The organism is Streptomyces melanogenes (genome assembly GCF_014649795.1).
GTDB lineage: Bacteria > Actinomycetota > Actinomycetes > Streptomycetales > Streptomycetaceae > Streptomyces > Streptomyces noboritoensis.
In genome coordinates this window covers 121417-143968 of record NZ_BMTS01000015.1, presented here as the reverse complement: position 1 = coordinate 143968, position 22552 = coordinate 121417, and the positions used below count along the sequence as shown (strand labels likewise).

Below are 22552 nucleotides of genomic sequence, written 5' to 3'. Positions count from 1 at the left end.
TCGTCACACCGGGACGGTCACGCGCGGGCTGTCACGCGCATGCTCACGCGGGAACGATGTTCACCAGCTTCGGCGCCCGCACGATGACCTTGCGGATCCCGGCGCCGCCCAGCGCCGCCACGACCGCCTCGTCGGCCAGGGCCAGCTTCTCCAGCTCCTCGTCGGAGATGGTGGGCGGGATCTCCAGGCGCGCCTTGACCTTGCCCTTGATCTGCACGACACAGGTCACGGTCTCGTCCACGACGTACGCGGGGTCGGCGACCGGGAAGTCCTGGTGGACGACCGAGTCCTGGTGGCCCAGCTTGCGCCACAGCTCCTCGGCGATGTGCGGGGCCAGCGGCGCCACCAGCAGCACCAGCGGCTCCGCGACCGAACGCGGCAGCGCGCCGCCCGCCTTGGTCAGGTGGTTGTTCAGCTCGGTGATCTTGGCGATGGCGGTGTTGAAGCGCATCTCCGCCAGGTCGCCGCCGGCGCCGTCGATCGCCTTGTGCAGGGCGCGCAGGGTCGCCTCGTCAGGCTCGGCGTCGGTGACGGTGACCTCGCCGGTCGTCTCGTCGACGATGTTGCGCCACAGCCGCTGCAGCAGGCGGTACTGACCGACCACCGCGCGCGTGTCCCACGGCCGCGACACGTCCAGCGGGCCCATCGCCATCTCGTACAGGCGCAGGGTGTCCGCGCCGTACTCGGCGCAGATCTCGTCCGGAGTGACCGCGTTCTTCAGGGACTTGCCCATCTTGCCCAGCTCGCGCTTGACGGGCTCGCCCTCGAAGAAGAACTTGCCGTCGCGCTCCTCGACCTCGGCGGCCGCCACCGGGAAGCCGCGGCTGTCCCGGTAGACGTACGCCTGGATCATGCCCTGGTTGTACAGCTTGTGGAACGGCTCGGCCGACGAGACGTGCCCCAGGTCGAACAGGACCTTGGACCAGAAGCGCGCGTACAGCAGGTGCAGCACGGCGTGCTCGGCGCCGCCGACGTACAGATCGACGCCGCCGTGCGGCTGGCCCTCGCGCGGGCCCATCCAGTACTGCTCGATGGCCGGGTCGACCAGCTTCTCGCTGTTGTGCGGGTCCAGGTAGCGCAGCTCGTACCAGCAGGAACCGGCCCAGTTGGGCATGGTGTTGGTCTCGCGACGGTACGCCTTGGGGCCGTCGCCCAGGTCCAGGGTGACGTTGACCCAGTCCTCGTTGCGCGACAGCGGCGTCTCGGGCGAGGTGTCCGCGTCGTCCGGGTCGAACGTGCGCGGCGAGTAGTCCTCGACCTCGGGCAGCTCCAGCGGCAGCATCGACTCGGGCAGCGAGTGGGCGACGCCGTCCTCGTCGTAGACGATCGGGAAGGGCTCGCCCCAGTAGCGCTGGCGGCTGAACAGCCAGTCGCGCAGCCGGAAGTTGACGGTGCCCTCGCCGATGCCGCGCTCGGCCAGCCAGTCGGTGATCTTCTCCTTGGCCTCGACGACGCCCAGGCCGTCCAGGGAGATGCCGGCGCCCGCCGAGTTGACCAGCTTGGCGTCGTACGAGGCGAAGGCGTCGTCCCAGGTGGAGGCGTCGGTGCCGCGGTCGTCCGACGGCTCGACGACGCAGCGCATCGGCAGCTCGAAGGCGCGCGCGAAGGCGAAGTCACGGGCGTCGTGCGCCGGGACGGCCATGATCGCGCCGGTGCCGTAGCCCATCAGGACGTAGTCCGCGATGAAGACGGGGACCTGGTCGCCGCTGACCGGGTTGACCGCGTACGCGCCGGTGAAGACGCCGGTCTTCTCCTTGGCGTCGGCCTGGCGCTCCACGTCGGACTTGGACGCGGCGAAGGCGCGGTACTTGGCGACGGCCTCGGCGGGGGTGGCGTGTCCGCCGGTCCACACCTCGTGGGTGCCCTCGGGCCAGGCGGCCGGGACGATCGAGTCGACCAGCTCGTGCTCGGGTGCCAGCACCATGTAGGTGGCGCCGAACAGGGTGTCCTGGCGGGTGGTGAAGACGGTGATGGCGTCGCGCTCGGAGCCCACCGCGAAGTCCACGCGCGCGCCCTCGGAGCGGCCGATCCAGTTGCGCTGCTGCAGCTTGATGGCCTCGGGCCAGTCCAGCGCGTCCAGGTCGTCCAGCAGGCGGTCCGCGTAGGCGGTGATGCGCATGTTCCACTGGCGCAGCTTCGCCTTGAAGACGGGGAAGTTGCCGCGCTCGGAGCGGCCGTCGGCGGTGACCTCCTCGTTGGCCAGCACGGTGCCCAGGCCCGGGCACCAGTTGACCGGCGCGTCCGAGGCGTACGCCAGGCGGTAGCCGCCCAGGACCTCGGCGCGCTCGGCGGCGTTCAGCTCGCTCCACGCGCGCGTGGTGGGAGCCTGGCGCTCACCGCTCTCGAACTGGGCGACCAGCTCGGAGATCGGGCGGGCCTTCTTCGCGTCGGCGTCGTACCAGGAGTTGAAGATCTGGACGAAGATCCACTGGGTCCACTTGTAGTAGTCCGGGTCGATCGTCGCGAAGGAGCGGCGCTTGTCGTGGCCCAGGCCCAGTCGGCGCAGCTGCGCCTTCATGTTCTCCATGTTGGCCTCGGTGGAGGTCCGAGGGTGCGTGCCGGTCTGCACCGCGTACTGCTCGGCCGGCAGGCCGAAGGCGTCGAAGCCCAGCGTGTGCAGCACGTTGTGGCCGGTCATGCGCTGGTGACGGGCGAAGACGTCCGTGGCGATGTAGCCCAGCGGGTGCCCGACGTGCAGTCCCGCGCCCGAGGGGTACGGGAACATGTCCATGATGAACTTCTTGGGCCGGGCGACGACCGCCGGGTCCCCGGCCAGGTCACCGCTGGGGTTCGGCGCCGCGTAGGTGCCGTCGGCGTCCCAGAAGTCCTGCCAGCGTGCCTCGATGTCGGCGGCCATGGCGGCCGTGTAGCGGTGCGGCGCTACCGGCTCTGCGGCAGCGGGGTTCGTCTCGCTCATGATCCTTAAAGCTCCATCGATCGTCTCTGCCAGCGGCTGCGACATTCACCAAACGAAAAAGCCCCTCGCACAGGAGGGGACGCCGCGCCGATTCCGACCGGCTTTTTCCATCGGTCGGGACTGATCAGCGCGGCTCGCTAAGCAGAAGGCGTACGGCACGCATGGCGTCAGGGTACCGCAGGCCCCACACGGCCCGCACTGAGCGTTCACGAGGGCACACGCGGACGGTCACCCGCTCTCTGTAGGCGGAGGGTCACGCGCTTCTGTACGGAGGGTGCGCGAGCCACTCCAACGAGCTCAGCCGACAGAGGTTACTCCGCGTACCGACCTCTTCTGACCTCTTCTGGGGCAACCGAGCAAACGCCGTACTGCTTGGTATGAGGCGACCTAGCATGCGGCCACGGGACCACTTTGCTGAACGTTTCGGAGTTGCCCCATGAACCCTCACAGTCCCCGCTCCACCCCGACACTGAAAATCCCGTCCCTGAAGGGACGGCTGAAAGGAGGAGCGTCCGGCGCGCTCCTGGTCGCCTCGGCGGTGCTCATACCGGTGCTGGCCGCCACGACCGGCGGCGGCTTCCGCGCCGCGCTGGACTTCACCACCGGCGTCCTGTCGCTGGTCTGCCTGACCTCCTCGGTCGCCTGGGGCCTGCTCGCCACCGACCGGCTGCTGATGACGACGCGCCACCGGCTCGTCGCCCAGGCCGTGCACCGCGCGACCGCCGTGGCCTCGATCGGCTTCCTGCTGGTGCACATCACCGTCAAGATCGCGGTCGGTCACGTGGGCCTGCTCGGCGCCCTGGTGCCCTTCGGGCTCGGCGTCACCGGCTCGGACGGCCTGATCGGCCTCGGCTCGCTCGCCGCCGTCCTGATGGTCGTCACGGCCGCCACCGGCGCGCTGCGCAGCGCCTTCGCCAACCCCGACCGAGTGGCGGGCCACTGGCGCTCGGTGCACATGCTGGCCTACCCGGCCTGGTGCTTCGCGCTGGTCCACGGCCTGTACGCGGGCCGTCAGGCGGCCGGCTGGGTCGTCACGCTGTACAGCCTCTCGCTGGCCGGTGTGGCCGGCGCCCTCGTCGTCCGCTCCCTGCCGCGCCCGGTGCGCCGCCGCATCACCCGGTGGCTCGCGCCGCTCCTCGCGCGCGTGGAGACGGCCCAGGCGATCGCCCCGGACGCCTCCACCCCCCAGGCGCACCCGGCCGACCCCGCCTCCCCCCGCTACGAGGCGCCCGCGCCGCATCCGTACCCGACGGACGCGTTCGCGACCGACCGCTTCACCGCCGAACGCGAGACGGCCGACCCGCTCCCGGCCGACTCGTACGAGACACAGGCGCTCTACGGGACCGAGCCGCCGCGTGCGGTGCCCGGGCCGACCCCCGCCCCCGGCATCTCGGCCGCCTACCGCGCGGTCTCCCTGGCCCCCGCCCCGCCCCAGTACGCCCCGAGCTGGCCGACGCCCACCCCGCGTCCGCCGGAGAACATGCCGCTCCAGGAGAACGGCTTCGCGGACCTCGGCGCCAACGACCTCGGCGGCACGCCCTACAGCAACGCGGACTACAGCAGCACGGACTACAGCGGCGCCGACTACGGCAGTGTTGGTTTCGGAGGGCCGGACCTCAGCGGGGCGGACCTCGGCCGCGCGGACTACGGCGGCTTCGACGAGACCGCACCACTGCCCACCGTCCCCTACGGGGACGACGGAGCCGCCTTCGGGACCCCCGGGCCCGGCGCGCCGCAGCCCGAACCCTCCCCCCAGCCCAGCCCGTTCCACCAGCCCGTCGCCGGTGAGCCCTGGAACAGCACCGCAGGAGACCGCCCGTGAACGCGCCACTGCCCGACGTCCCCGAGGTGCGGGTCGTCGGACTCCCGCAACTGACCGCGGGGTTCGACCTCGTCGAGCGCCTCGGCCTCGACATGCACCTGAAGGTGCACGGCCCGCTGGAGCCGGTGCCCGGCGAGCAGCTGGCCCAGCTCGCCGAGGACATCTCGCTCAACGGGCGCGGCGGCGCCGGGTTCCCGTTCGCCCGCAAGCTGCGGGCGGTCGCCAAGTCCGCGATACGCCGGGGGGTGCGCCCGGTCGTGGTGGTCAACGCGAGCGAGGGAGAGCCCGCCTGCCGGAAGGACACGGTCCTGGTGAACCGGGCACCCCATCTGGTCCTGGACGGCGCTCTGCTGGCCGCTGAGGCCCTCGGCGCCCGCACCCTGGTCGTCGCCGTCACCCGGGACTCCACGGAGGCCTCGATCCGCGCGGCCTTCGCCGAGCGGGGCCTGGCCGACCGGCGCGGGCCCGCGCTCCGCGCGCGCGTGGTGCGCACTCCGGAGCGGATGGTCTCCGGCGAGGCCTCGTCCGTGATCCGGGCGGCGGGCGGCGGCCCGGCGATGCCGCCGGGCCGCAAGGTGCGTGCCTCGGACACCGGCATCGGGGGCGCGCCGACGCTGCTGTCCAACGCGGAGACGTACGCGCAGCTCGCGGTGGCCGCCCGGGTCGGCCCGCGCAGATACAGCCACTCCGGGCTGCCCACCGAGCCCGGCACGGTCCTGCTGACGCTCTCCGGGGCGGTGGCCCGCCCGATGGTGGTGGAGGTGCCGACGGGCGTGCCGCTGCGGTACGTGCTCCAGCTGGCCGGGGCGCCGCCGGTGCCCCAGGGCGTGCTGACCGGCGGCTACCACGGGAGCTGGCTGGACGCGGCGGCCGCGCACGACGCCGTGATCTCGCGGCAGTCGCTGGCCGCGCTGGGCGGCGCGCTCGGCGCGGGCGCGATCCTGCCGATCGGGCCGGAGACGTGTCCGCTGGGCGAGGCGCTGCGGATCGCCAACTGGCTGGCGGCCGAGACGTCGGGCCAGTGCGGCCCGTGCCGGCTCGGTCTGCCGGCCGCGGCGGGCGGTCTCGCGGACGTCATGAACGGCGGCGGCCCGGCCGCCCTGGAGGCGCTGCGCGAGGTGACGGGCGCCGTCAAGGGGCGCGGCGCCTGCAAGCACCCGGACGGCTCGGCCCGCTTCCTGACGTCCACCGTCAACGCGTTCACCGACGATCTGGCGGCGCACGTCCTGGGTGGTGGCTGCGGCCGCCCCACGCTGGGCCTGCTGCCGCTGCCGGGCGACGGCTACCAGGAGGAGGGCATCCCCAGCGGTGAGAAGGTGCTGGTCGACTGGACGCTGTGCGAGGGGCACGGGCTGTGCGCGGACCTCATCCCGGAGCTGATCCGGCTGGGCGCCGACGGCTACCCGGCGGTGGCCGACGCGACCGTCCCGATGCATCTGCGGGGGCGTGCGCAGCGGGCGGTGCGCCGGTGCCCCGCGCTGGCGCTGCGGATCGAGGGGGCGCCCGCCGAGCTGCCCGCGCTCACCGCCCCGGCCCGCAAGGCCCTGGGCAGCGGCCGCGGTTGACCCGCTGAGCCGTAACGGCAAGAAGGCGGCCACCCGATCCGGGTGGCCGCCTTCTTTACTGTGGAGCTAAGGAGAATTGAACTCCTGACCTCCTGCATGCCATGCAGGCGCTCTACCAACTGAGCTATAGCCCCTTGCTTTGTTCGCCGCCCGGTTTCCCCCGGCGACATCGAGAACATTACACGGTCCCCCCGGCACTCCACCAAATCGATTGCCGTTCTGTACGGACAGGGCCGGTAACGTCCCCTTTCGTGACCGTGCACGTGCTCGCGCAGACCGCCGCCCGTCTCACCCCCGTCCGCCGCCCCGTGGCGCTCGCCGCCGCGGCCTGCCTGCTCTCGTTCGCCGCCTTCTGGGTCGCCCAGCGGGCCGCCGGGGTGTCGATGATCGACCTGATGGTCTACCGGGCGGAGGGAGGAGCCGTACGGGCCGGGGCGGATCTGTACGAGATGCGCGCCACGCGCGCGAGGCTGCCCACCACCTACCCGCCGTTCGCCGCGCTGCTGTTCACGCCGCTGACGCTGCTGGGCGTGCCCGAGATGCGCACGCTCGCCACGGTGGCGAACCTCGCCCTCCTTGTCGCGCTCGCCCACCTTTCGCTGCGGCTGGCGGGGCGGGAGCGGCCGGGGGCCGCGCTGTGGGTGGCGGCGCTCGCGGTGTGGTGCGAGCCGGTGTGGACGACCCTGCGCTACGGCCAGATCAATCTGCTGCTCGCGGTCGCCGTCCTGTGGGACCTGACCCGGCGGGCCGGTCACCGGGGGGCGGGCGCGGGCATCGGCCTCGCGGCCGCGGTGAAGCTCACACCCGCGCTGTTCGCGCTGTTCCTGCTGCTCACCGGTCTCGTACGCGCGCGTGGAGCGGGCTGGAACCCGTGGCTGCGGCAGGCGGCGACGGCGCTGGCGGTGTTCGCCGGGGCGACGCTGGCGGCCGCCCTTGTCCTGCCCGCCGACTCGCGCCGCTTCTGGACGTCGACGGTGTTCGAGACGAGCCGGGTCGGCCACGCCGAGGACACCGCCAACCAGTCGCTGCGCGGGGTGCTGGCCCGGCTGCTGCACACCGGCGCCCCGGGGGCCTGGTGGACGGCGGCCGCGGCCCTCACGGCGACGCTCGGCCTGTATGCGGCGGTACGGGCGGAGCTGCGCGGGGAGCGGGCCCGGGCGGTGCTGTGCTGCGCGGCCACGGCGCTCCTGGTGAGCCCGGTCTCCTGGTCGCACCACTGGGTGTGGTGCGTTCCGGGGCTCGTGCTGCTCGGGGCCCACCGGGTCCGCGCGGCCGTCGCCGCCCTGGTCTTCGGCTCGTACGCCCTGTGGTGGGTGCCACACGGCGCGGACCGGCCGGAACTGGCCCAGAACGGGCTGCAGATGGCGCTCTCGGCGCTCTATCCGCTGGCCGGGGCCGCCTTCGTGGCCACGGTGGCGCTCAGGCCGCCGCTCAGGCCGTGGCGAACGAGTAGAACCTCTTGAGGGTGCAGTGCGCCTCCAGGAGGCGGCCGTAGATCGGCTCCCCTTCCAGCTCCCGGTAGGTCTCGATGGGGTCGCCTTTTATGATCAGCGCCCGCGCGCACTCCTCGCACCAGTACTGGTAGTCGGCGTTGACCGGTTCCATGTCCCGGACGATCGGCGTACCGCTGCCGCACCAGTCGCACTTCCGCCTGTGTGCACCCATCTCAGCTCCAGCTGTGGCCGCAGGCCGTGCACACGTAGGAGACGCCGCCGCTGTCGCCGAGCATCTGCGCGACACGGGAGGAACCGCAGGAAGGACAGCTGATCCGGGTCGCTGTCCGCGGCGCACCGGACAGGTCCGGGATGTCGTCGCGGCTCGCAGGCATCGCGGTCTCCCTCCCGTTCGGTCCGTCGTCCCCCTCCGGCCGTCACGATTCTGCCATGGTCGCGCAAGAGGGTCAGCGACGTCGTGATAGGAGACCCGTCAGCGCCCCCACGAGGGCCGTTCCGGACAGCGCCAGAGAGCACGCCCAGAGCGCGCCGCCGGAGGTGTGCGCCCCCGTGGTGAGCCGGTTCAGGAAGAGCGTGCCGAAGGCGGCGACGCCGATCAGCTGGCCCAGCTGGTTCACGGTGGCGAGCAGTCCGCTGGCGTCCGCCGCGTCCTCGGGCCGTACGCCCGCGAGCGCCCCCGCGAAGGTGGGGCTGAAGGCCAGCGCCAGTCCGGCACCGACACCGGCGTACGTCACGTAGACGACGAGCCCGCCCGTACCGCCGCCGCGCTGCAGCAGCCCGGTCGCCAGGGTGGACGCCGCGGTCAGCGCGAACCCGCCCGGCACCAGCGCCCGTTGCCAGCTCGCGGGCCAGCGCCGCCAGGTCAGCCCGACCGTGCCGAAGACCACGGCGGTCGGCGCGAAGGTCAGTCCCGCGCGCAGCGCGCTGTAGCCGAGGCCGCCCTGGATGTGCAGGGTGAGGGTGAACAGGAAGCCCGCGTTGAGGGCCATCACGATGGCGATCCGGACGACCGCGAGGCCCATGCCGGGCAGGCGCAGCACCCTGGGGGCGATCAGCGGGGCGCCGCCGCGCCGGGCGAGCCGCGACTCGTACGCCCAGAACGCGGCGAAGAGCAGCGCGCTGGACGCCAGCGACAGCCAGGCCCACAGCGGCCAGTCCTCCTCCTGGCCGAGCACCAGGGGCACCGTGAGCAGTGAGACGGAGGCGCCGAGCAGCACCAGGCCGGGCAGGTCCAGATCGCGCGCCCAGCGGGCCGCGCCGCGGTGCTCGTGCCGCTCCCGGGGCAGATGGCGCACGCCGAGCGCCAGCAGCACGATCCCGATGGGCACGTTGACCAGGAACACCGGCCGCCAGCTGGTGCCGAAGAGGTCGGCGCTGACCAGGATGCCGCCCAGGACCTGCCCGGCGGCGGCGCCGGTGGCGAGCACGGCGGAGTAGACCCCGAGGGCACGCACGCGTGCCTGGCCGGTGAAGTTGCGCTGGATGAGGCTGAGCACCTGCGGGATCATCAGCGCCGATCCGGCGCCCTGCACCAGCCGGAACGCGATCAGCTGGCCGGCCGTCCCAGCCAGGCCGCAGGCGAGCGAGGCGGCCGTGAAGAGGGCGAGCCCGGCCAGGTAGAGCCGGCGGTGGCCGAGCAGGTCGCCCAGGCGCGCGCCGGTGATGAGCAGTACGGCGTACGCGATGGTGTAACCGGCGACGACCAGCTGCAACGCGGCGCCGGATGCGTGCAGTTCGGTGCGGATGGTGGGGGCGGCGACGTTGACGATGAAGACGTCGAGGAGCGCCATGAACTGCGCCGCGAGCACGATCGCGAGCAGCAGCGGGGGCCGGTTGTCAGTGGCACGGTCTTTACTGAGTAAGGGACTTGGGCCCGTGGGGAGCGCGGTGGTCATGGCAGCCAGCCTGACCCCGGTCGGATACGGGTAACGAGAGCCCGCTGATGCTGGTACTGACAGCACCTGGCAGGAGCGGGCGACGGGATCGACGATGGGGGACGTGACGACTGTGGCCGCACCGAACGGACGCCGGAGACCGGAACTCGCCGCTTTCCTGCGCAGCAGACGCGCGCGGGTCACGCCGGCCGACGTCGGCATGCCGCCGGGCCTGCGGCGGCGCACGCCCGGGCTGCGCCGGGAGGAGGTCGCCCAGCTCTCCGGGGTCGGCGTGACCTGGTACACCTGGCTGGAGCAGGGCCGCCCGATCAACGCCTCGCCGCAGGTCCTGGACGCGGTGGCGCGCACCCTGCGTCTGGACGAGCCCGAGCGCGAGCACCTGTACCACCTGGCGGACGTGCCCTGCGAGCCGGACCGGGAGGCTGCGGTGGTGGAGGTGGGCCCGGAGATCCAGGGCATCATCGACGCCCTGGACCCGCATCCGGCGGTGGTCTACAACGGGCGCTACGACATCCTGGCGACCAACCCCGCCTACCGGGACCTGTTCGACATCCCGGAGATCCGCTCGATGGGCGTGCGCAACGTGCTGTGGACGCTGTTCACCGTGCCGGAGCCGTCCTGTCCGGTGCTGTTCCGGGAGAAGGAGCTGCCGGTGATGGTGGCGACGCTGCGCTCGGAGTACGGCCGCCATGCCGGGGAGCCCGCCTGGGAGTCGTTCATCGCCAAGCTCTCCGAGGCGAGCCCGTACTTCGCGCGGCTGTGGAAGACCGGCGACGTGGTGCCGCCGGGACCGCGCGTGAAGACCTTCCGGCACCCGGCGGTCGGCGAGATACGGATGACGTCGGTGTCGCTGTCCATCAACGGGATGCCGGAGTGCCGGATCGTCACGTACACACCGAACGACGCGGAGAGCGGCGCGCGTACGGCGACGTTGAGGGAGATGCGGGAGAAGATCTGGGCGTGAGGTGGCCGCGCGGGCACGGGGCTGGGCGGCCGCCTCACACCCGCGGCCACCCATGCGGGCCGGGCCGCGGGTCGTACGGGGGCGGGGCGCCCCGGAAACGCGAAATCCCGTCCGGTCTGACGACCGGACGGGATCCCGTTCCTGTGGAGCTAAGGAGAATTGAACTCCTGACCTCCTGCATGCCATGCAGGCGCTCTACCAACTGAGCTATAGCCCCGCTGTTCGCTTTGTTTCCCGCGCTCCCGCGCTGCGAACAAGAAGAACTTTAGCCTGTGACCTGCCGGAAAGTGAAATCCGGTGGTCGCACCGCCCGGGCGGGCGCCGAGCACGCCCCGGCGGCCGCACCGCAGGCGGCCGGTGGCCGCCTCAGTCGTCGTCGCCGAGGACCGGCTCGGGAAGCGTCCCGGCGTTGTGCTCCAGCAGGCGCCAGCCGCGCGCGCCCTCGCCGAGGACGGACCAGCAGCAGTTGGAGAGCCCGCCCAGGCCCTCCCAGTGGTGCGCCTCCAGGCCGAGCAGACGGCCGATGGTCGTACGGATCGTCCCGCCGTGGCTGACCACGACCAGGGTGCCGTCGTCGGGCAGCTTGTCGGCGTGGGCGAGGACCACGGGGGCGGCCCGGTCGGCCACCTCGGTCTCCAGCTCGCCGCCGCCCCGGCGCACCGGCTCGCCGCGCTTCCACGCCGCGTACTGCTCGCCGTAGCGCTCCACGATCTCCTCGTGGGTCAGGCCCTGCCAGGCGCCCGCGTACGTCTCCCGCAGGGCCGAGTCGTGGGTCACGGGCAGCCCGGCGACCGCGGCCAGTTCGTCGGCGGTCGCGGCGGCCCGCTTGAGGTCGGAGGCGACGATCGCGTCCGGCTTCAGGGCCGCCAGCAGGCGCGCCGCGCGGCGCGCCTGGCCGAGACCGGCCTCGGTCAGCTCGATGTCCGTGGAGCCCTGGAAGCGGCGCTCCAGGTTCCACGCGGTCTGGCCGTGCCGCCACAGGACGACCCGGCGGCCCCGGCCCGGCTTGGCGTCGCTGCTGTTCAGCTCAGCTCACCGTCCTCCGTCCCACCGTGCAGCTGGGCGTGCTCGGCGGCCTTGCCGCGGGTCTTCACCGCGTCCTCGGGGAGCGGCAGCTCGGGGCAGTCCTTCCAGAGCCGCTCCAGGGCGTAGAAGACGCGCTCCTCGCTGTGCTGGACGTGCACGACGATGTCGACGTAGTCGAGCAGGATCCAGCGGGCGTCGCGGTCGCCCTCGCGGCGCACCGGCTTGGCGCCGAGCTCCTTGTTCAGGCGCTCCTCGACCTCCTCCGCGATCGACTTGACCTGGCGGTCGTTGGGGGCGGAGGCGAGCAGGAAGGCGTCGGTGATCGACAGCACGTCGCTGACGTCGTACGCGATGATGTCGTGCGCGAGCCGGTCGGCGGCCGCCTGAGCGGCGGCGGTGATGAGCTCGATGGAACGGTCCGTGGCGGTCACAAGCTGGCTTTCGTCGGCGGTCAGATCGATTCAGATCGTTCTCCAGGATCTCACGGACCGCCGACAGCCCCGAAAGGATTACTTGATCTTGTAGTCCTTGCCGAGCACCACGGTGACGTCCGCGTTGGCCGCGGCCTTGCCCTGCTTGACCGCACCGGCCGACAGCCCCAGCGTCTTGGCGACCTCTTCGGCCTTCGCCTTCTGCCCCGCGTCACCGTAGGTGACGGAGGAGGACGCCGCCGTGCTCGCGCCGCCCGCGTCGATGACGGCGTAGCCGCCGTTGACCAGGTCGACCCGGGCCTTGTCGGCCGCCTTCGGGTTGCCGCTGGCGTTGCTGACGCCCACGCGGACCGCCGCGCCCTTGTCGGGGGCCGTGACCGAGCCGCCCAGGATGTCCTTGACCACACTGTCGCCGGCCTGCGCGCTGAGCGTGCCGTCCGGCTGGACCGGCAGCAGCGCCGTCTTGTAGGCGCCGACCTTGGCGTGCTCGGCGAGCTTGGCCAGCGAGGCGCCGAGGTCGGACTCGGGCAGCGAGGGGTCGAGGATCTGCGCCAGCGTCTGCACGGTGATCGTGGCGGCCTTGGGGTCGTCCGAGATCTTGCGCAGCACCCCGTACATCACCTGCCCGAATCGCTGCAGCTGCTTGGCGTCGGCCTCGCCGGGCGCCTTGTACGTGGCGTACGCCACGGCCATCTGCCCGGTCAGCGTCTGGTCCTCGCCCTTCTTCACCACGGGGGCCGCGTCCGCCTTGGCGCCCGGCACATCGGCATCCGTACTGATGTCGATGTTGCCGACCAGGTCGACCAGGTTCTGCAGGAAGGGCGTGTCCAGCCGCCAGGTCCCGGTGATCTTGGTGCCGAGCAGGGTGCCGAGCGCCTCGCGGGTGCCCTGCGAGCCGTCGCCGTCGACGGACTTGCCGAGCGTGGTGCGGGTGCCGTCGTCGTTGGAGACGGCGAGCGTGTTGGGCAGCAGGACGGTGGTGCCCTGCTTGGTGGTCGCGTTGTTGACGAGCAGCGCCGTGGAGGTGCCGCCCTTGGCGGTGTTGTGCAGATGGACGACGATCACGTCGCGCTTCTGCGCGCCGACGGCGACCCCCGGCTTCTTGGAGTCCGAGGACGACGACAGACCGGGCAGCTTGCCCGCGGCCCACAGGTAGCCGACGCCGCCGACCGCCGCGAGGGCGAGGACGACGACCAGCGCGACCACGCGGTTGCGGCCGCGCCGCCGCGCCTCCTCGCGCCGCTCGCTGCGGCTCTCGGTGAAGTTCAGCCAGTCGATGACGTCTTCGGAGTCCTCGTCTGGCTCCTCGATGAACGAGAACTGCTCGGTGCGGTAGTCGCGTTCGTCCTTGCGCTGCTGCGGCAGCACCGGGATCTGCTCGGCCACCGGCTCGGCCTCCCGCACGGGGGCCTGCGCCGGGGCGGCCTGGGCCGGGGGCTGTTCGCGGCCCCACTGCTGCGTGCCGTCGTAGCCGTACCCCTGGTTCTGCTGGGGCACGGACGGCTGCGCGGGCCGGCCGTACGCGTCGTAGTCGTAGCCGTACGAGGGCTGCTGCTGGGCGTACGGGTCGTACGAAGCCTGCTGGGGCACCTGTTGGTACACCGGCTGGCCGTACTCGTCATAACCGACAAGCTGCACCTGCGGTGCATAGGGGTCGTACGGGTCCTGTCGGTCGTTCACCGGGTGCCCTTCTCTCACTCGCCGCGGTAGAGCTGGCGCTTGTCGATGTAGCGCACCACGCCGTCCGGAACCAAATACCAGACCGGGTCGCCCTGCGCGACCCTCGCCCGGCAGTCCGTCGACGAGATCGCCAGAGCGGGCACCTCCACCAGCGACACCCCGCCCTCGGGCAGACCGTCGTCCGTCAGTATGTGGCCGGGCCGGGTCACCCCGATGAAGTGGGCGAGCGAGAACAGCTCGTCCACGTCACGCCAGGTGGTGAGGATCTGCGAGAGCGCGTCGGCGCCGGTGATGAAGAACAGGTCCGCGTCGCTGTTGAGTGCGCGCAGATCCCGCAAAGTGTCCACGGTGTACGTCGCGCCACCGCGGTCGATGTCGATCCGGCTCACCGAGAACTGCGGGTTGGACGCGGTCGCGATGACCGTCATCAGATACCGGTCCTCGGGCGCGGAGACGTTTTTGTGGCTCTTCTGCCACGGCTGCCCCGTCGGCACGAACACGACCTCGTCCAGATGGAACTGAGAGGCCACCTCGCTGGCGGCCACCAGGTGTCCGTGGTGGATCGGGTCGAACGTTCCGCCCATCACGCCGATGCGCCGCTTGACCGGACCGGTAGGCACTTCCTGCTCTCCCATGCGTGCAGAGCCTACTGGCCCGGTGGAAACGCCCCGACTCAGCGGTCGCGGTTGAAGCGCGTGGTGATCCACAGCAGGAGCAGCAGCGCGAACAGGGCGCCGCCACCGGTGACGTACGGGCTGAGGCTTTCGTGGTTGCCACCGTGCTCGGCGCCCTCGGCGAGGGTGACCAGGTGCGTGGCGGCGGTGCTGGTGAGGCTCATCGTCAGCAGGACCTATCCGGGAGTCGGAGCGGAGACTTCGGGCTCATCGTATGCGGGCCGCCCGGGCACTCTCACGCCGACTCAGCCGTTCAGTCCTTGACGGCGCCCTCCGCGTCGGGGCTCGCACCCCGGCTCGCCACGCCGTCCGGCTCGGCCGCGGCCGCGTCGCCACCGCCGTTGGAGCGGTAGCCGCGCAGCAGCAGCCAGGCGAGGCCGCCCGCACCGAGGATCGACACGAGCAGCAGGATCCGCAGCACATTGCCGGGTCCCTGCTGGTCCGAGGCGGCGGCGAGAAGCGTGACGGCATCCGTCATGGCAGGTATCTCCTTGGTTATCCACAGGCCCCCGCCCCACGGTAGCCCCACCGCCTAGGGTGGATGTCGTCAGGGGGACGAGCCGAGACTCTCAGACAGGGGGACACCATGACCGACGACATCCAGGACAGCGTGACGAGCAGGCAGCGCCGACGCTTCCCCGGGATCTCCTCCCGGGCCTACGAACACCCCGCGGACCGGTCGGCGCTGGTGGCGCTGCGCAAGCTCAGCGGCTTCGACACGGTCTTCAAGGCGCTCAGTGGACTGCTGCCGGAGCGCAGCCTGCGCCTGCTGTTCCTCTCCGACTCCGTGCGCGTGAGCGACGCCCAGTTCGCGCACCTCAACGCCATGCTGCGGGACGCCTGTTACATCCTGGACCTGGAGAAGGTCCCCCCGATGTACGTGACACAGGACCCCCGGCCGAACGCGATGTGCATCGGCCTCGACGAGCCGATCATCGTCGTCACCACGGGCCTGGTGGAGCTGCTCGACGAGGAGGAGATGCGCGCGGTCGTCGGCCACGAAGTGGGCCACGCCCTGTCCGGCCACTCCGTCTACCGCACGATCCTGCTGTTCCTCACCAACCTGGCGCTGAAGATCGCCTGGATCCCGCTGGGCAACGTGGCGGTGATGGCGATCGTGACGGCGCTGCGGGAGTGGTTCCGCAAGTCGGAGCTGTCCGCCGACCGGGCCGGGCTGCTCGTCGGCCAGGACTTGCAGGCCTCGATGCGGGGCCTGATGAAGATAGCGGGCGGCAACCACCTCCACGAGATGAACGTGGACGCGTTCCTGGAGCAGGCCGAGGAGTACGAGGCGGGCGGCGACCTGCGCGACTCGGTCCTGAAGATCCTGAACGTGCTGCCCCGCTCGCACCCCTTCACCACCGTGCGCGCGGCCGAGCTGAAGAAGTGGGCCGCGACCCGCGACTACCAGCGGATCATGGACGGCCACTACCCCCGTCGTGAGGAGGACAGGGACACCTCGGTCTCCGACTCGTTCCGCGAGTCCGCCGCCTCGTACGCGGAGACGGTCCGCACGAGCAAGGACCCGCTGATGAAGCTGGTCGGCGACATAGCCGGCGGCACGGCGGACCTGGGCGGCAAGCTGTACGGCAAGTTCACGGGCGCGGGCTCCGCCTCGCGCACCTCGGACCGGCCTGCGGACGGCCGCCCGGCGGACGGGGCGAAGGGCGGACCGCAGGACGGGCCGTCCGGCCCGGCGGCGGACGGCGACGGGCCGCAGGACGAGCCGGGCCGGGACGCGTAGCTTCCGGACAGCCAGCTTCCGGACGCCCGGCTTCCTGGCAGGAACTTCCGGCAGGAGCTTCCTGGCAGGGTGCCGCAGGGGTGCCTGAGGCGGCGCCCAGGGCGTGCCTACTGCGTCGGCTGGGCGCTGGTGGCGAGGGTGCCGCACAGGGCCGCGGTGGCGGGACCGGTCGCGTACGGATCGGTGCCCGCCGGGCCGGTCGCGCTGGTCCGCTCGCCCGCGAGCAGCGGCCGCAGCTGTGCGGAGACATCGGCCGAGCAGGCCTGCGGTCCGGCCTCCACATAGCTGAACTGCAGCTCGACCCGGTGCAGCCGCAGGTCGTCGCGGTCGAAGCGGAAGTGCAGCTCACGGCGGACGGTGAAGAGCGAGGCCGCCTTGTCCGGGCCTGCCCCGGCCGGGCGCAGGGCGTACGTGAAGGTGTGGTCGGACGTCACGTCGAGGGTGTCCCGGCCGGACTCGGCGTAGTGGAACGTGCCCTGCACCCGCACCTGGGTGTCGGCCAGCGCCACCTTGGCCGGATCGAAGCGCACCAGCCAGCCGGTGGCGGCGTGCCGGCCGTCGTCGGCCGGGTTGTCGATGCTCTGGTCGAACTGGGTCAGCAGCTCCGGATCCAGCAGGGCCCGCACCTGGTGCACGGACTTGCCGGTGAGAACCTGCGGGTCGAGGGACGACTGGACCAGATACTCCTTGGCGGTGGTCACACCGGCGATGATCTGGCTCTCGGAGAAGTGGGCGGTCCGGCGGACGGCGGGGAGGTTGATGCCGTCGGCGCCGGTGCGGAACTGGGCGGCCGGGCTGCGGTCGAACAGACGGGCGACGTCGATGCCGGGGACGACGCTCTGCGGGGCCAGGGGTATCACGGTCATCCGCAGGGGCTCGGCGGCGACGCTGCCGCCACCGGGCTGGTAGGGGTGGCGCAGGCCCATGTACACAGCGGTACCGAAGGCGACGAAGAGGAGGACGACCAGCGCGACTATCTGCTTGGTGAAGGGCCGGAAGGACCAGCTGGGACGGCTGCGCACCGCACGCGCGTGCTCACGCATCCGTTCCTGGGCGGAGAACTCCTGCAAGCGGGCAGCACGAACGAACGACTCGTCGAATACGACGGATCGGTACTCGTCCTCACCTCCGCCGGGGAGGCCCTCCGGTGTCCCCTCGGGTGGCTCTCCACGCCCTGCCATACCTTCAGGGTAGGTCGCGGGAGGGGCCGATAAACGCGCTGGTACGCGACAAGTTCTGACGAGTTCGCACGCGGTTGTTCAAGGCGGGGTCAGAGGACGGTCAGAGGACGGTCAGAACGTCGCCAGGAGGCCGTCGGGCGGTCGTCGGGACGCGCAAAAGCTGTGGTCAGGGGTGGGGCGGGGGCGGGGCGTGGGGTGGGTGGGGAGGGGGCCGGGGGGGGGAGGCCCCCTCCCCCTCGATCGACCCCCTCACCCCCTCCGAGGCACAGCCGCGACCGCAGGTGCCGAGTAGTCCGCCGAGGCGGTCGGGCCGACGGTGGCCGGAATGGGTAGCCCGGACTTGTCCACGTTGCTGGTGGTCGGGTGCGGGGCGGGGTCGTCGCGGCTGCTGGAGGCGCCGCGGTAGACGGCCGCGAAGGCCAGGGCGACCATGCCGATGCCCATGATCAGGGCGAGCAGCCAGGCGACGGGGCGGTGCCAGCGGGCGCGGCCGCGGTAGGGGCGCAGTGCGCCGCCGTGCGGGCCGTAGGGGCCTGCTTCGGCGCCGCCGGGGAAGGCGGTGCCGTAGGCGTCGGGGTCGCGGGCTGGGTAGCCGAAGTCGTCGTCGATGCCCGCGCCGGCGCGGGCTCTGGCCGCTTCGGCCTCGGCGCGGGCTTGGGCGGCGGCCAACAGCCGTTCCACGGCGCTTGGTTCGTGGATCTCGGCGGCCCGTACGAAGTCCTCGTCGAAGACCACGGAGGCGAACGCGTCGTCCGCGCCCCCGCGGTCGTCGTCGGGCTCCCAGCCGTCCGGGAACGGCTTGCCCCCCACGTCGTCCGGCACGGGTTCAGCGTAGCCCCGGCGCGGTCGTTTTGGGCAGGGAGTGTCCGAACTCTCCCCCTCGGGGATGCCCGAGGGGGAGGTTCGCGCCTACCTGACGTGCCCGTCCCCGGTGACGATGTACTTGGTGGAGGTGAGCTCGGGCAGGCCCATCGGGCCGCGGGCGTGGAGCTTCTGGGTGGAGATGCCGATCTCGGCGCCGAAGCCGAACTGGCCGCCGTCGGTGAAGCGGGTGGAGGCGTTCACGGCGACGGTGGTGGAATCGACCAGTTGGGTGAAGCGGCGGGCGGCGGCCTGGGAGGTGGTGACGATCGCCTCGGTGTGGCCGGAGGTCCATCGCCGGATGTGGGTGACGGCGGCGTCGAGGGAGTCGACGACGGCGGCGGCGATGTCGTAGGAGAGGTATTCGGTCTCCCAGTCCTCGGCGGTGGCCGCCACGACGGTGGCCTTCGTGGCGTCGGCGTAGGACTGGACGCGTTCATCGCCGTGGACGGTGACGCCGGCTTCGGCGAGGGCGTCGAGGGCGCGGGGCAGGAAGGCGTCGGCGATGTCCTGGTGGACGAGGAGCGTTTCGGCCGAGTTGCAGACGGAGGGGCGGGAGGCCTTGGAGTTGATGAGGATGTCGACGGCCATGTCGAGGTCGGCCTGGGCGTCCACGTAGACGTGGCAGTTGCCGGTGCCGGTCTCGATGACGGGGACGGTGGATTCCTCGACGACGGTGCGGATGAGGGAGGCGCCGCCGCGCGGGATGAGGACGTCGACGAGGCCGCGGGCGCGCATCAACTCGCGTACGGAGTCGCGGGATTCGCCGGGGACGAGCTGGATGGCGTCGGCGGGGAGTCCGGCGCCGCCGACGGCGTCGCGCAGCACCTGGACGAGTGCGGTGTTGGATTCGTAGGCGGAGGAGGAGCCGCGCAGCAGGACGGCGTTGCCGGATTTGAGGCAGAGGGCGGCGGCGTCGACGGTCACGTTGGGCCGGGCTTCGTAGATGATGCCGACGACGCCGAGGGGGACTCTGACCTGGCGCAGGTCGATGCCGTTGGGGAGGGTGGAGCCGCGGACGACTTCGCCGACGGGGTCGGGCAGGGCGGCGACGTGGCGTACGTCGGAGGCGATGGCGCGGACCCGTTCGGGGGTGAGGGTGAGCCGGTCGATGACGGTCTCGCTGGTTCCGGCTTCGCGGGCCTTGGCGATGTCGAGGGCGTTGGCCTCGACGATCTCCTTGGTGCGTGCGTCGAGCGCGTCGGCGATGGCCAGGAGCGCGTCGTCCTTGGCCGAGCGCGGCAATGGCGCGATCTCGGCGGCGGCCGTGCGGGCCCGGTGGGCGGCCTGGGTGACCGGGGACAGGTTCTCGTGCGGGGTAGACGCGCTCATGTCCGCAGGGTAGTGCGCCGGGCGGGGGTGTTCCGCACGGATTCCACTCTCCGAGACGGCGCTCTCACGGTCCGGTCGTGGTCGTTTCCGGGTGGTGGGAGCGTCAAAAGGGGTGGACGCCGACGGGTGCGGCCGGTGGGGGTCCGTAGCCTTCGGCGAGGCGCTGGTGGTAGGTCTCGCGGTCGATGACTTCCAGGCCGACGATCTCCCAGGGCGGGAGTTTGGCGGTGGAGCGGTGTTCGCCCCAGAGCCGGAGGGCGACGGCGGCCGCGTCGTGCAGGTCGCGGGCTTCTTCCCAGTAGCGGATCTCGGCGTGGTCGTTGGCGTATCTGCTGGTCAGTAAGAAGGGGTGGTCGTGGGCGAGCTGTTCGAGGCCGCGCCGGACCTCTTTGAGCGGGGCCTCGGCGCCGGAGACGCTGAGGGTGATGTGCCAGAGCCTGGGGGTGTCCCCGGGCTGTTCCCGCTCTTCGCTCTGCGCTATGTCGGCCCCTGTGCCCACGCTGGTCAGGGTCGGCCCGTCCTCCCCCACGGCCCTGCGGGCGTGGGTTCCCCCGACTCGGGGCGCCGCCCCCGGGCGCGCTCGTCTCACCGGCGGCCTCCTGTGATGCTGTGATGCGTTGCCGTACCCCTCGCGGGTCACCCCCGCGAGTACCCCGCAACAAAGTTGACCAGTCCGGGCCGGGTCGCGGGGCGGTTTTCGTGAAGGTGTCGGCTCGAAGGCTGGACTTTCAGCCGTTTCAGGGGTGGAGAACGACCAGATCGTCCCTGTGTACGACTTCGCGCTCGTATTCCGGGCCGAGTTCGCGGGCGAGTTCGCGGGTGGAGCGGCCGAGGAGTTGGGGGATCTCCTTGGCGTCGAAGTTGACGAGTCCGCGGGCGACGGCGCGGCCGGTGGTGTCGCGGAGTTCGACGGGGTCGCCGGCGCTGAACTCGCCTTCGACGGCGGCGATTCCGGCGGGCAGCAGGGAGGAGTGGCGTTCGACGACGGCGCGTACGGCTCCGTCGTCGAGGACGAGGTGGCCCTGGGGGGTGGAGGCGTGGGCGAGCCACAGGAGGCGGTCGGCGGAGCGGCGGCCGGTGGTGTGGAAGTAGGTGCCGGTGTCGCGTCCGGCGAGGGCGTCGGCGGCGTGGGTGGCGGAGGTGAGGACGACGGGGACGCCGGCGGCGGCGGCGATGCGGGCGGCTTCGACCTTGGTGACCATGCCGCCGGTGCCGACGCCCGCTTTGCCGGCGCTGCCGATCTGTACGTGGGCGATGTCGTCGGGGCCGTGGACCTCCTCGATGCGGGAGGTGCCGGGCAGGGACGGGTCGCCGTCGTAGAGGCCGTCGACGTCGGAGAGCAGGACGAGGAGGTCGGCGCGGACGAGGTGGGCGACGAGGGCGGCGAGGCGGTCGTTGTCGCCGAAGCGGATCTCGTCGGTGGCGACGGTGTCGTTCTCGTTGACCACCGGCAGGGCGCCCATGGCCAGGAGCTGGTCGAGGGTGCGGTAGGCGTTGCGGTAGTGGGCGCGGCGGCTGGTGTCGTCGCTGGTGAGCAGGACCTGTCCGACGCGTACGCCGTAGCGGGCGAAGGAGGCGGTGTAGCGGGCGACGAGGAGGCCTTGGCCGACGCTGGCGGCGGCCTGCTGGCGGGCGAGGTCGGTGGGGCGGCGGCGCAGGCCGAGGGGGGCGAGTCCGGCGGCGATGGCGCCGGAGGAGACCAGCACTATTTCCTTTTCGCCGCCGCTGCGGGCTTTGGCGAGGACGTCGACGAGGGCGTCGACGCGGTCGGCGTCGAGGCCGCCGGCGGCGGTGGTGAGGGAGGACGAGCCCACCTTGACGACGATCCTGCGGGCCTGGGTCACGTACTGCCTTGCCACTGTCACACCGGGGAATCTATGCCAGGCCGGGGTCTGGGCGCACGGCCGTTTCGAGCGTTGGACGGGGTGTCGGACAGGCCCCCGCCCGGGTGGGCGGGGGCCTTCACGGGATCCGGGGCGTCAGTCGCGCGGGTGGCGCAGCAGCCAGCCTTCCCAGGCGGAGGTGATCATGGCGCGGATGTCGTGGCGGGCGCTCCAGTCGAGTTCCTTGGTGATGAGCTCGGCGGAGGCGACGACGCGGGCGGGGTCGCCGGCGCGGCGCGGGGCGACTTCGGGGGCGGGCTCGGTGATGCCGGTGACGTCGCGGATGATGTCGACCATTTCGGCGACGGAGGCGCCTTCGCCGCGGCCGATGTTGAGGATGAGGGCGGCGTCGGGGTCGGCGGCGAGCCGGCGGGCGGCGGCGAGGTGGGCGGTGGCGATGTCCTCGACGTGGATGTAGTCGCGCACGCAGGTGCCGTCGGGGGTGGCGTAGTCGTCGCCGAAGATCAGCGGTGCCTTGCCGTCGGTGAGGCGCTCGAAGACCATCGGGACGAGGTTGAAGATCCCGGGGTCGCCGAGTTCGGGGGTGGCGGCGCCGGCCACGTTGAAGTAGCGCAGCGAGGCGGTGGCCATGCCGTGGGCCTTGCCGACGGCGCTGACGAGCCATTCGCCCGCGAGCTTGGTCTCGCCGTACGGGCTCATGGGCAGGCATTCGGTCTGCTCGGTGACGAGGTCGACGTCGGGCATGCCGTAGACGGCGGCGGAGGAGGAGAACAGGAAGCGGCGCACGCCGGCTTCGGCTGCGGCTTCCAGGACGGTGCGCAGGCCTTCGACGTTCTCGCGGTAGTAGTGCAGGGGGCGTTCGACGGATTCGCCGACCTGCTTCTTGGCGGCGATGTGGATGACGCCGTCGACGTCGTTCTCGCGCAGGACGCGGTCGAGGACGTCGCGGTCGAGGACGGTGCCGCGCTCCAGGCGGACGCCTTCGGGCAGCCGGGCCGGGTCTCCGGTGCTGAGGTCGTCGAGGACGACGACCTGCTCGCCGCCGTCGACGAGGGCCTTCACCACGTGAGATCCGATGTAGCCGGCACCGCCTGTGATCATCCAAGTCATACGGACAGTCTAGGAGGCCGGGCCCGCCGACCAGGACTGCTGTGACTTTTCG

21 protein-coding genes and 2 tRNA genes are annotated in these 22552 nt (G+C 71.9%); 5 read left to right on the top strand and 18 right to left on the bottom strand.

Annotation, left to right across the window (positions count from 1 at the left end; all coding sequences use genetic code 11):
• Nucleotides 1–43: 43 nt before the first annotated feature.
• Complete coding sequence (leuS, locus tag IE252_RS29560; protein WP_190092485.1) at nt 44–2917, bottom strand: leucine--tRNA ligase; 2874 nt, start codon at nt 2915–2917, stop codon at nt 44–46.
• A 436-nt stretch (nt 2918–3353) separates the two neighbouring features.
• Here leuS and IE252_RS29555 point away from each other — a divergent pair, with 436 nt between their 5' ends.
• Together IE252_RS29555 and IE252_RS29550 are read left to right on the top strand one after the other, a co-directional pair.
• Nucleotides 3354–4739: a ferric reductase-like transmembrane domain-containing protein gene (locus IE252_RS29555; protein WP_229848854.1), complete on the top strand. Its 1386-nt coding sequence runs from the start codon at nt 3354–3356 to the stop codon at nt 4737–4739.
• Nucleotides 4736–6304: an NADH-quinone oxidoreductase subunit NuoF family protein gene (locus tag IE252_RS29550; RefSeq protein WP_190092484.1), complete on the top strand. Its 1569-nt coding sequence runs from the start codon at nt 4736–4738 to the stop codon at nt 6302–6304. Before IE252_RS29555 ends, IE252_RS29550 begins: the two co-directional genes overlap by 4 nt.
• 61 nt (nt 6305–6365) lie before the next feature.
• On the opposite strand, the gene IE252_RS29545 is transcribed toward IE252_RS29550, so the two are convergent.
• Nucleotides 6366–6438 (bottom strand) — tRNA-Ala (locus IE252_RS29545).
• Nucleotides 6439–6555: 117 nt separating this feature from the next.
• On the opposite strand from IE252_RS29545, the gene IE252_RS29540 reads away from it, so the two are divergent.
• Entirely contained in the window at nt 6556–7767 is a 1212-nt protein-coding gene (locus tag IE252_RS29540) for a glycosyltransferase 87 family protein (protein ID WP_229848853.1), read from the top strand.
• Here IE252_RS29540 and IE252_RS29535 read toward each other — a convergent pair.
• The 3 genes from IE252_RS29535 to IE252_RS29525 all read right to left on the bottom strand — a co-directional run bounded on the left by IE252_RS29535 (nt 7736) and on the right by IE252_RS29525 (nt 9566).
• A complete protein-coding gene (locus IE252_RS29535; RefSeq protein WP_067158879.1) occupies nt 7736–7969 on the bottom strand; it encodes a hypothetical protein in 234 nt (77 codons plus the stop codon). The genes IE252_RS29540 and IE252_RS29535 overlap by 32 nt on opposite strands.
• 1 nt (nt 7970) lies before the next feature.
• On the bottom strand, nt 7971–8132 hold the full coding sequence (locus IE252_RS29530; protein ID WP_190092482.1) for a hypothetical protein: 162 nt from the start codon (nt 8130–8132) through the stop codon (nt 7971–7973).
• Between the two features lie 72 nt (nt 8133–8204).
• Nucleotides 8205–9566 (bottom strand): MFS transporter, encoded by a 1362-nt coding sequence (locus tag IE252_RS29525; RefSeq protein WP_308434571.1) that lies wholly within the window; start codon nt 9564–9566, stop codon nt 8205–8207.
• A 181-nt stretch (nt 9567–9747) separates the two neighbouring features.
• Here IE252_RS29525 and IE252_RS29520 point away from each other — a divergent pair, with 181 nt between their 5' ends.
• Nucleotides 9748–10617 carry a helix-turn-helix transcriptional regulator gene (locus tag IE252_RS29520; protein WP_190092480.1) on the top strand — a complete coding sequence of 290 codons (870 nt, stop codon included), beginning with the start codon at nt 9748–9750 and terminating at the stop codon, nt 10615–10617.
• A 144-nt stretch (nt 10618–10761) separates the two neighbouring features.
• Here IE252_RS29520 and IE252_RS29515 read toward each other — a convergent pair.
• The 7 genes from IE252_RS29515 to IE252_RS29485 all read right to left on the bottom strand — a co-directional run bounded on the left by IE252_RS29515 (nt 10762) and on the right by IE252_RS29485 (nt 14906).
• Nucleotides 10762–10834: transfer RNA gene (locus IE252_RS29515), tRNA-Ala, on the bottom strand.
• A 149-nt stretch (nt 10835–10983) separates the two neighbouring features.
• Nucleotides 10984–11643, bottom strand: coding sequence for a histidine phosphatase family protein (locus IE252_RS29510; RefSeq protein WP_190092535.1), 660 nt, complete (start codon nt 11641–11643; stop codon nt 10984–10986).
• Complete coding sequence (gene rsfS / locus IE252_RS29505; RefSeq protein WP_067158886.1) at nt 11640–12074, bottom strand: ribosome silencing factor; 435 nt, start codon at nt 12072–12074, stop codon at nt 11640–11642. Before rsfS ends, IE252_RS29510 begins: the two co-directional genes overlap by 4 nt.
• Nucleotides 12075–12152: 78 nt before the next feature.
• Nucleotides 12153–13754, bottom strand: a complete 1602-nt coding sequence (locus IE252_RS29500) for an LCP family protein (RefSeq protein ID WP_190092479.1) — start codon at nt 13752–13754, stop codon at nt 12153–12155.
• Nucleotides 13755–13768: 14 nt separating this feature from the next.
• The gene (gene nadD, locus IE252_RS29495) at nt 13769–14389 is read right to left on the bottom strand and encodes a nicotinate-nucleotide adenylyltransferase (protein ID WP_101388280.1); all 621 of its coding nucleotides are present in this window, start codon (nt 14387–14389) and stop codon (nt 13769–13771) included.
• Between the two features lie 38 nt (nt 14390–14427).
• Entirely contained in the window at nt 14428–14592 is a 165-nt protein-coding gene (locus tag IE252_RS29490; RefSeq protein ID WP_190092478.1) for a hypothetical protein, read from the bottom strand.
• 89 nt (nt 14593–14681) lie between these two features.
• Entirely contained in the window at nt 14682–14906 is a 225-nt protein-coding gene (locus tag IE252_RS29485) for a hypothetical protein (RefSeq protein ID WP_190092477.1), read from the bottom strand.
• A 108-nt stretch (nt 14907–15014) separates the two neighbouring features.
• Here IE252_RS29485 and IE252_RS29480 point away from each other — a divergent pair, with 108 nt between their 5' ends.
• On the top strand, nt 15015–16172 hold the full coding sequence (locus tag IE252_RS29480) for a M48 family metallopeptidase (RefSeq protein WP_190092476.1): 1158 nt from the start codon (nt 15015–15017) through the stop codon (nt 16170–16172).
• Between the two features lie 107 nt (nt 16173–16279).
• Here IE252_RS29480 and IE252_RS29475 read toward each other — a convergent pair whose 3' ends face one another.
• The 6 genes from IE252_RS29475 to galE all read right to left on the bottom strand — a co-directional run bounded on the left by IE252_RS29475 (nt 16280) and on the right by galE (nt 22500).
• The gene (locus IE252_RS29475) at nt 16280–17353 is read right to left on the bottom strand and encodes an SCO2583 family membrane protein (protein WP_190092475.1); all 1074 of its coding nucleotides are present in this window, start codon (nt 17351–17353) and stop codon (nt 16280–16282) included.
• Nucleotides 17354–17602: 249 nt separating this feature from the next.
• Nucleotides 17603–18175: an SCO2584 family spore wall biosynthesis protein gene (locus IE252_RS29470; protein ID WP_190092474.1), complete on the bottom strand. Its 573-nt coding sequence runs from the start codon at nt 18173–18175 to the stop codon at nt 17603–17605.
• 87 nt (nt 18176–18262) lie between these two features.
• Complete coding sequence (locus IE252_RS29465) at nt 18263–19546, bottom strand: glutamate-5-semialdehyde dehydrogenase (protein ID WP_190092473.1); 1284 nt, start codon at nt 19544–19546, stop codon at nt 18263–18265.
• Nucleotides 19547–19649: 103 nt separating this feature from the next.
• On the bottom strand, nt 19650–20135 hold the full coding sequence (locus IE252_RS29460; RefSeq protein ID WP_190092472.1) for a DUF8830 family protein: 486 nt from the start codon (nt 20133–20135) through the stop codon (nt 19650–19652).
• 148 nt (nt 20136–20283) lie between these two features.
• The gene (proB, locus tag IE252_RS29455; RefSeq protein WP_190092471.1) at nt 20284–21411 is read right to left on the bottom strand and encodes a glutamate 5-kinase; all 1128 of its coding nucleotides are present in this window, start codon (nt 21409–21411) and stop codon (nt 20284–20286) included.
• A 114-nt stretch (nt 21412–21525) separates the two neighbouring features.
• Nucleotides 21526–22500, bottom strand: coding sequence for a UDP-glucose 4-epimerase GalE (galE, locus tag IE252_RS29450; protein ID WP_190092470.1), 975 nt, complete (start codon nt 22498–22500; stop codon nt 21526–21528).
• Nucleotides 22501–22552: the final 52 nt, after the last annotated feature.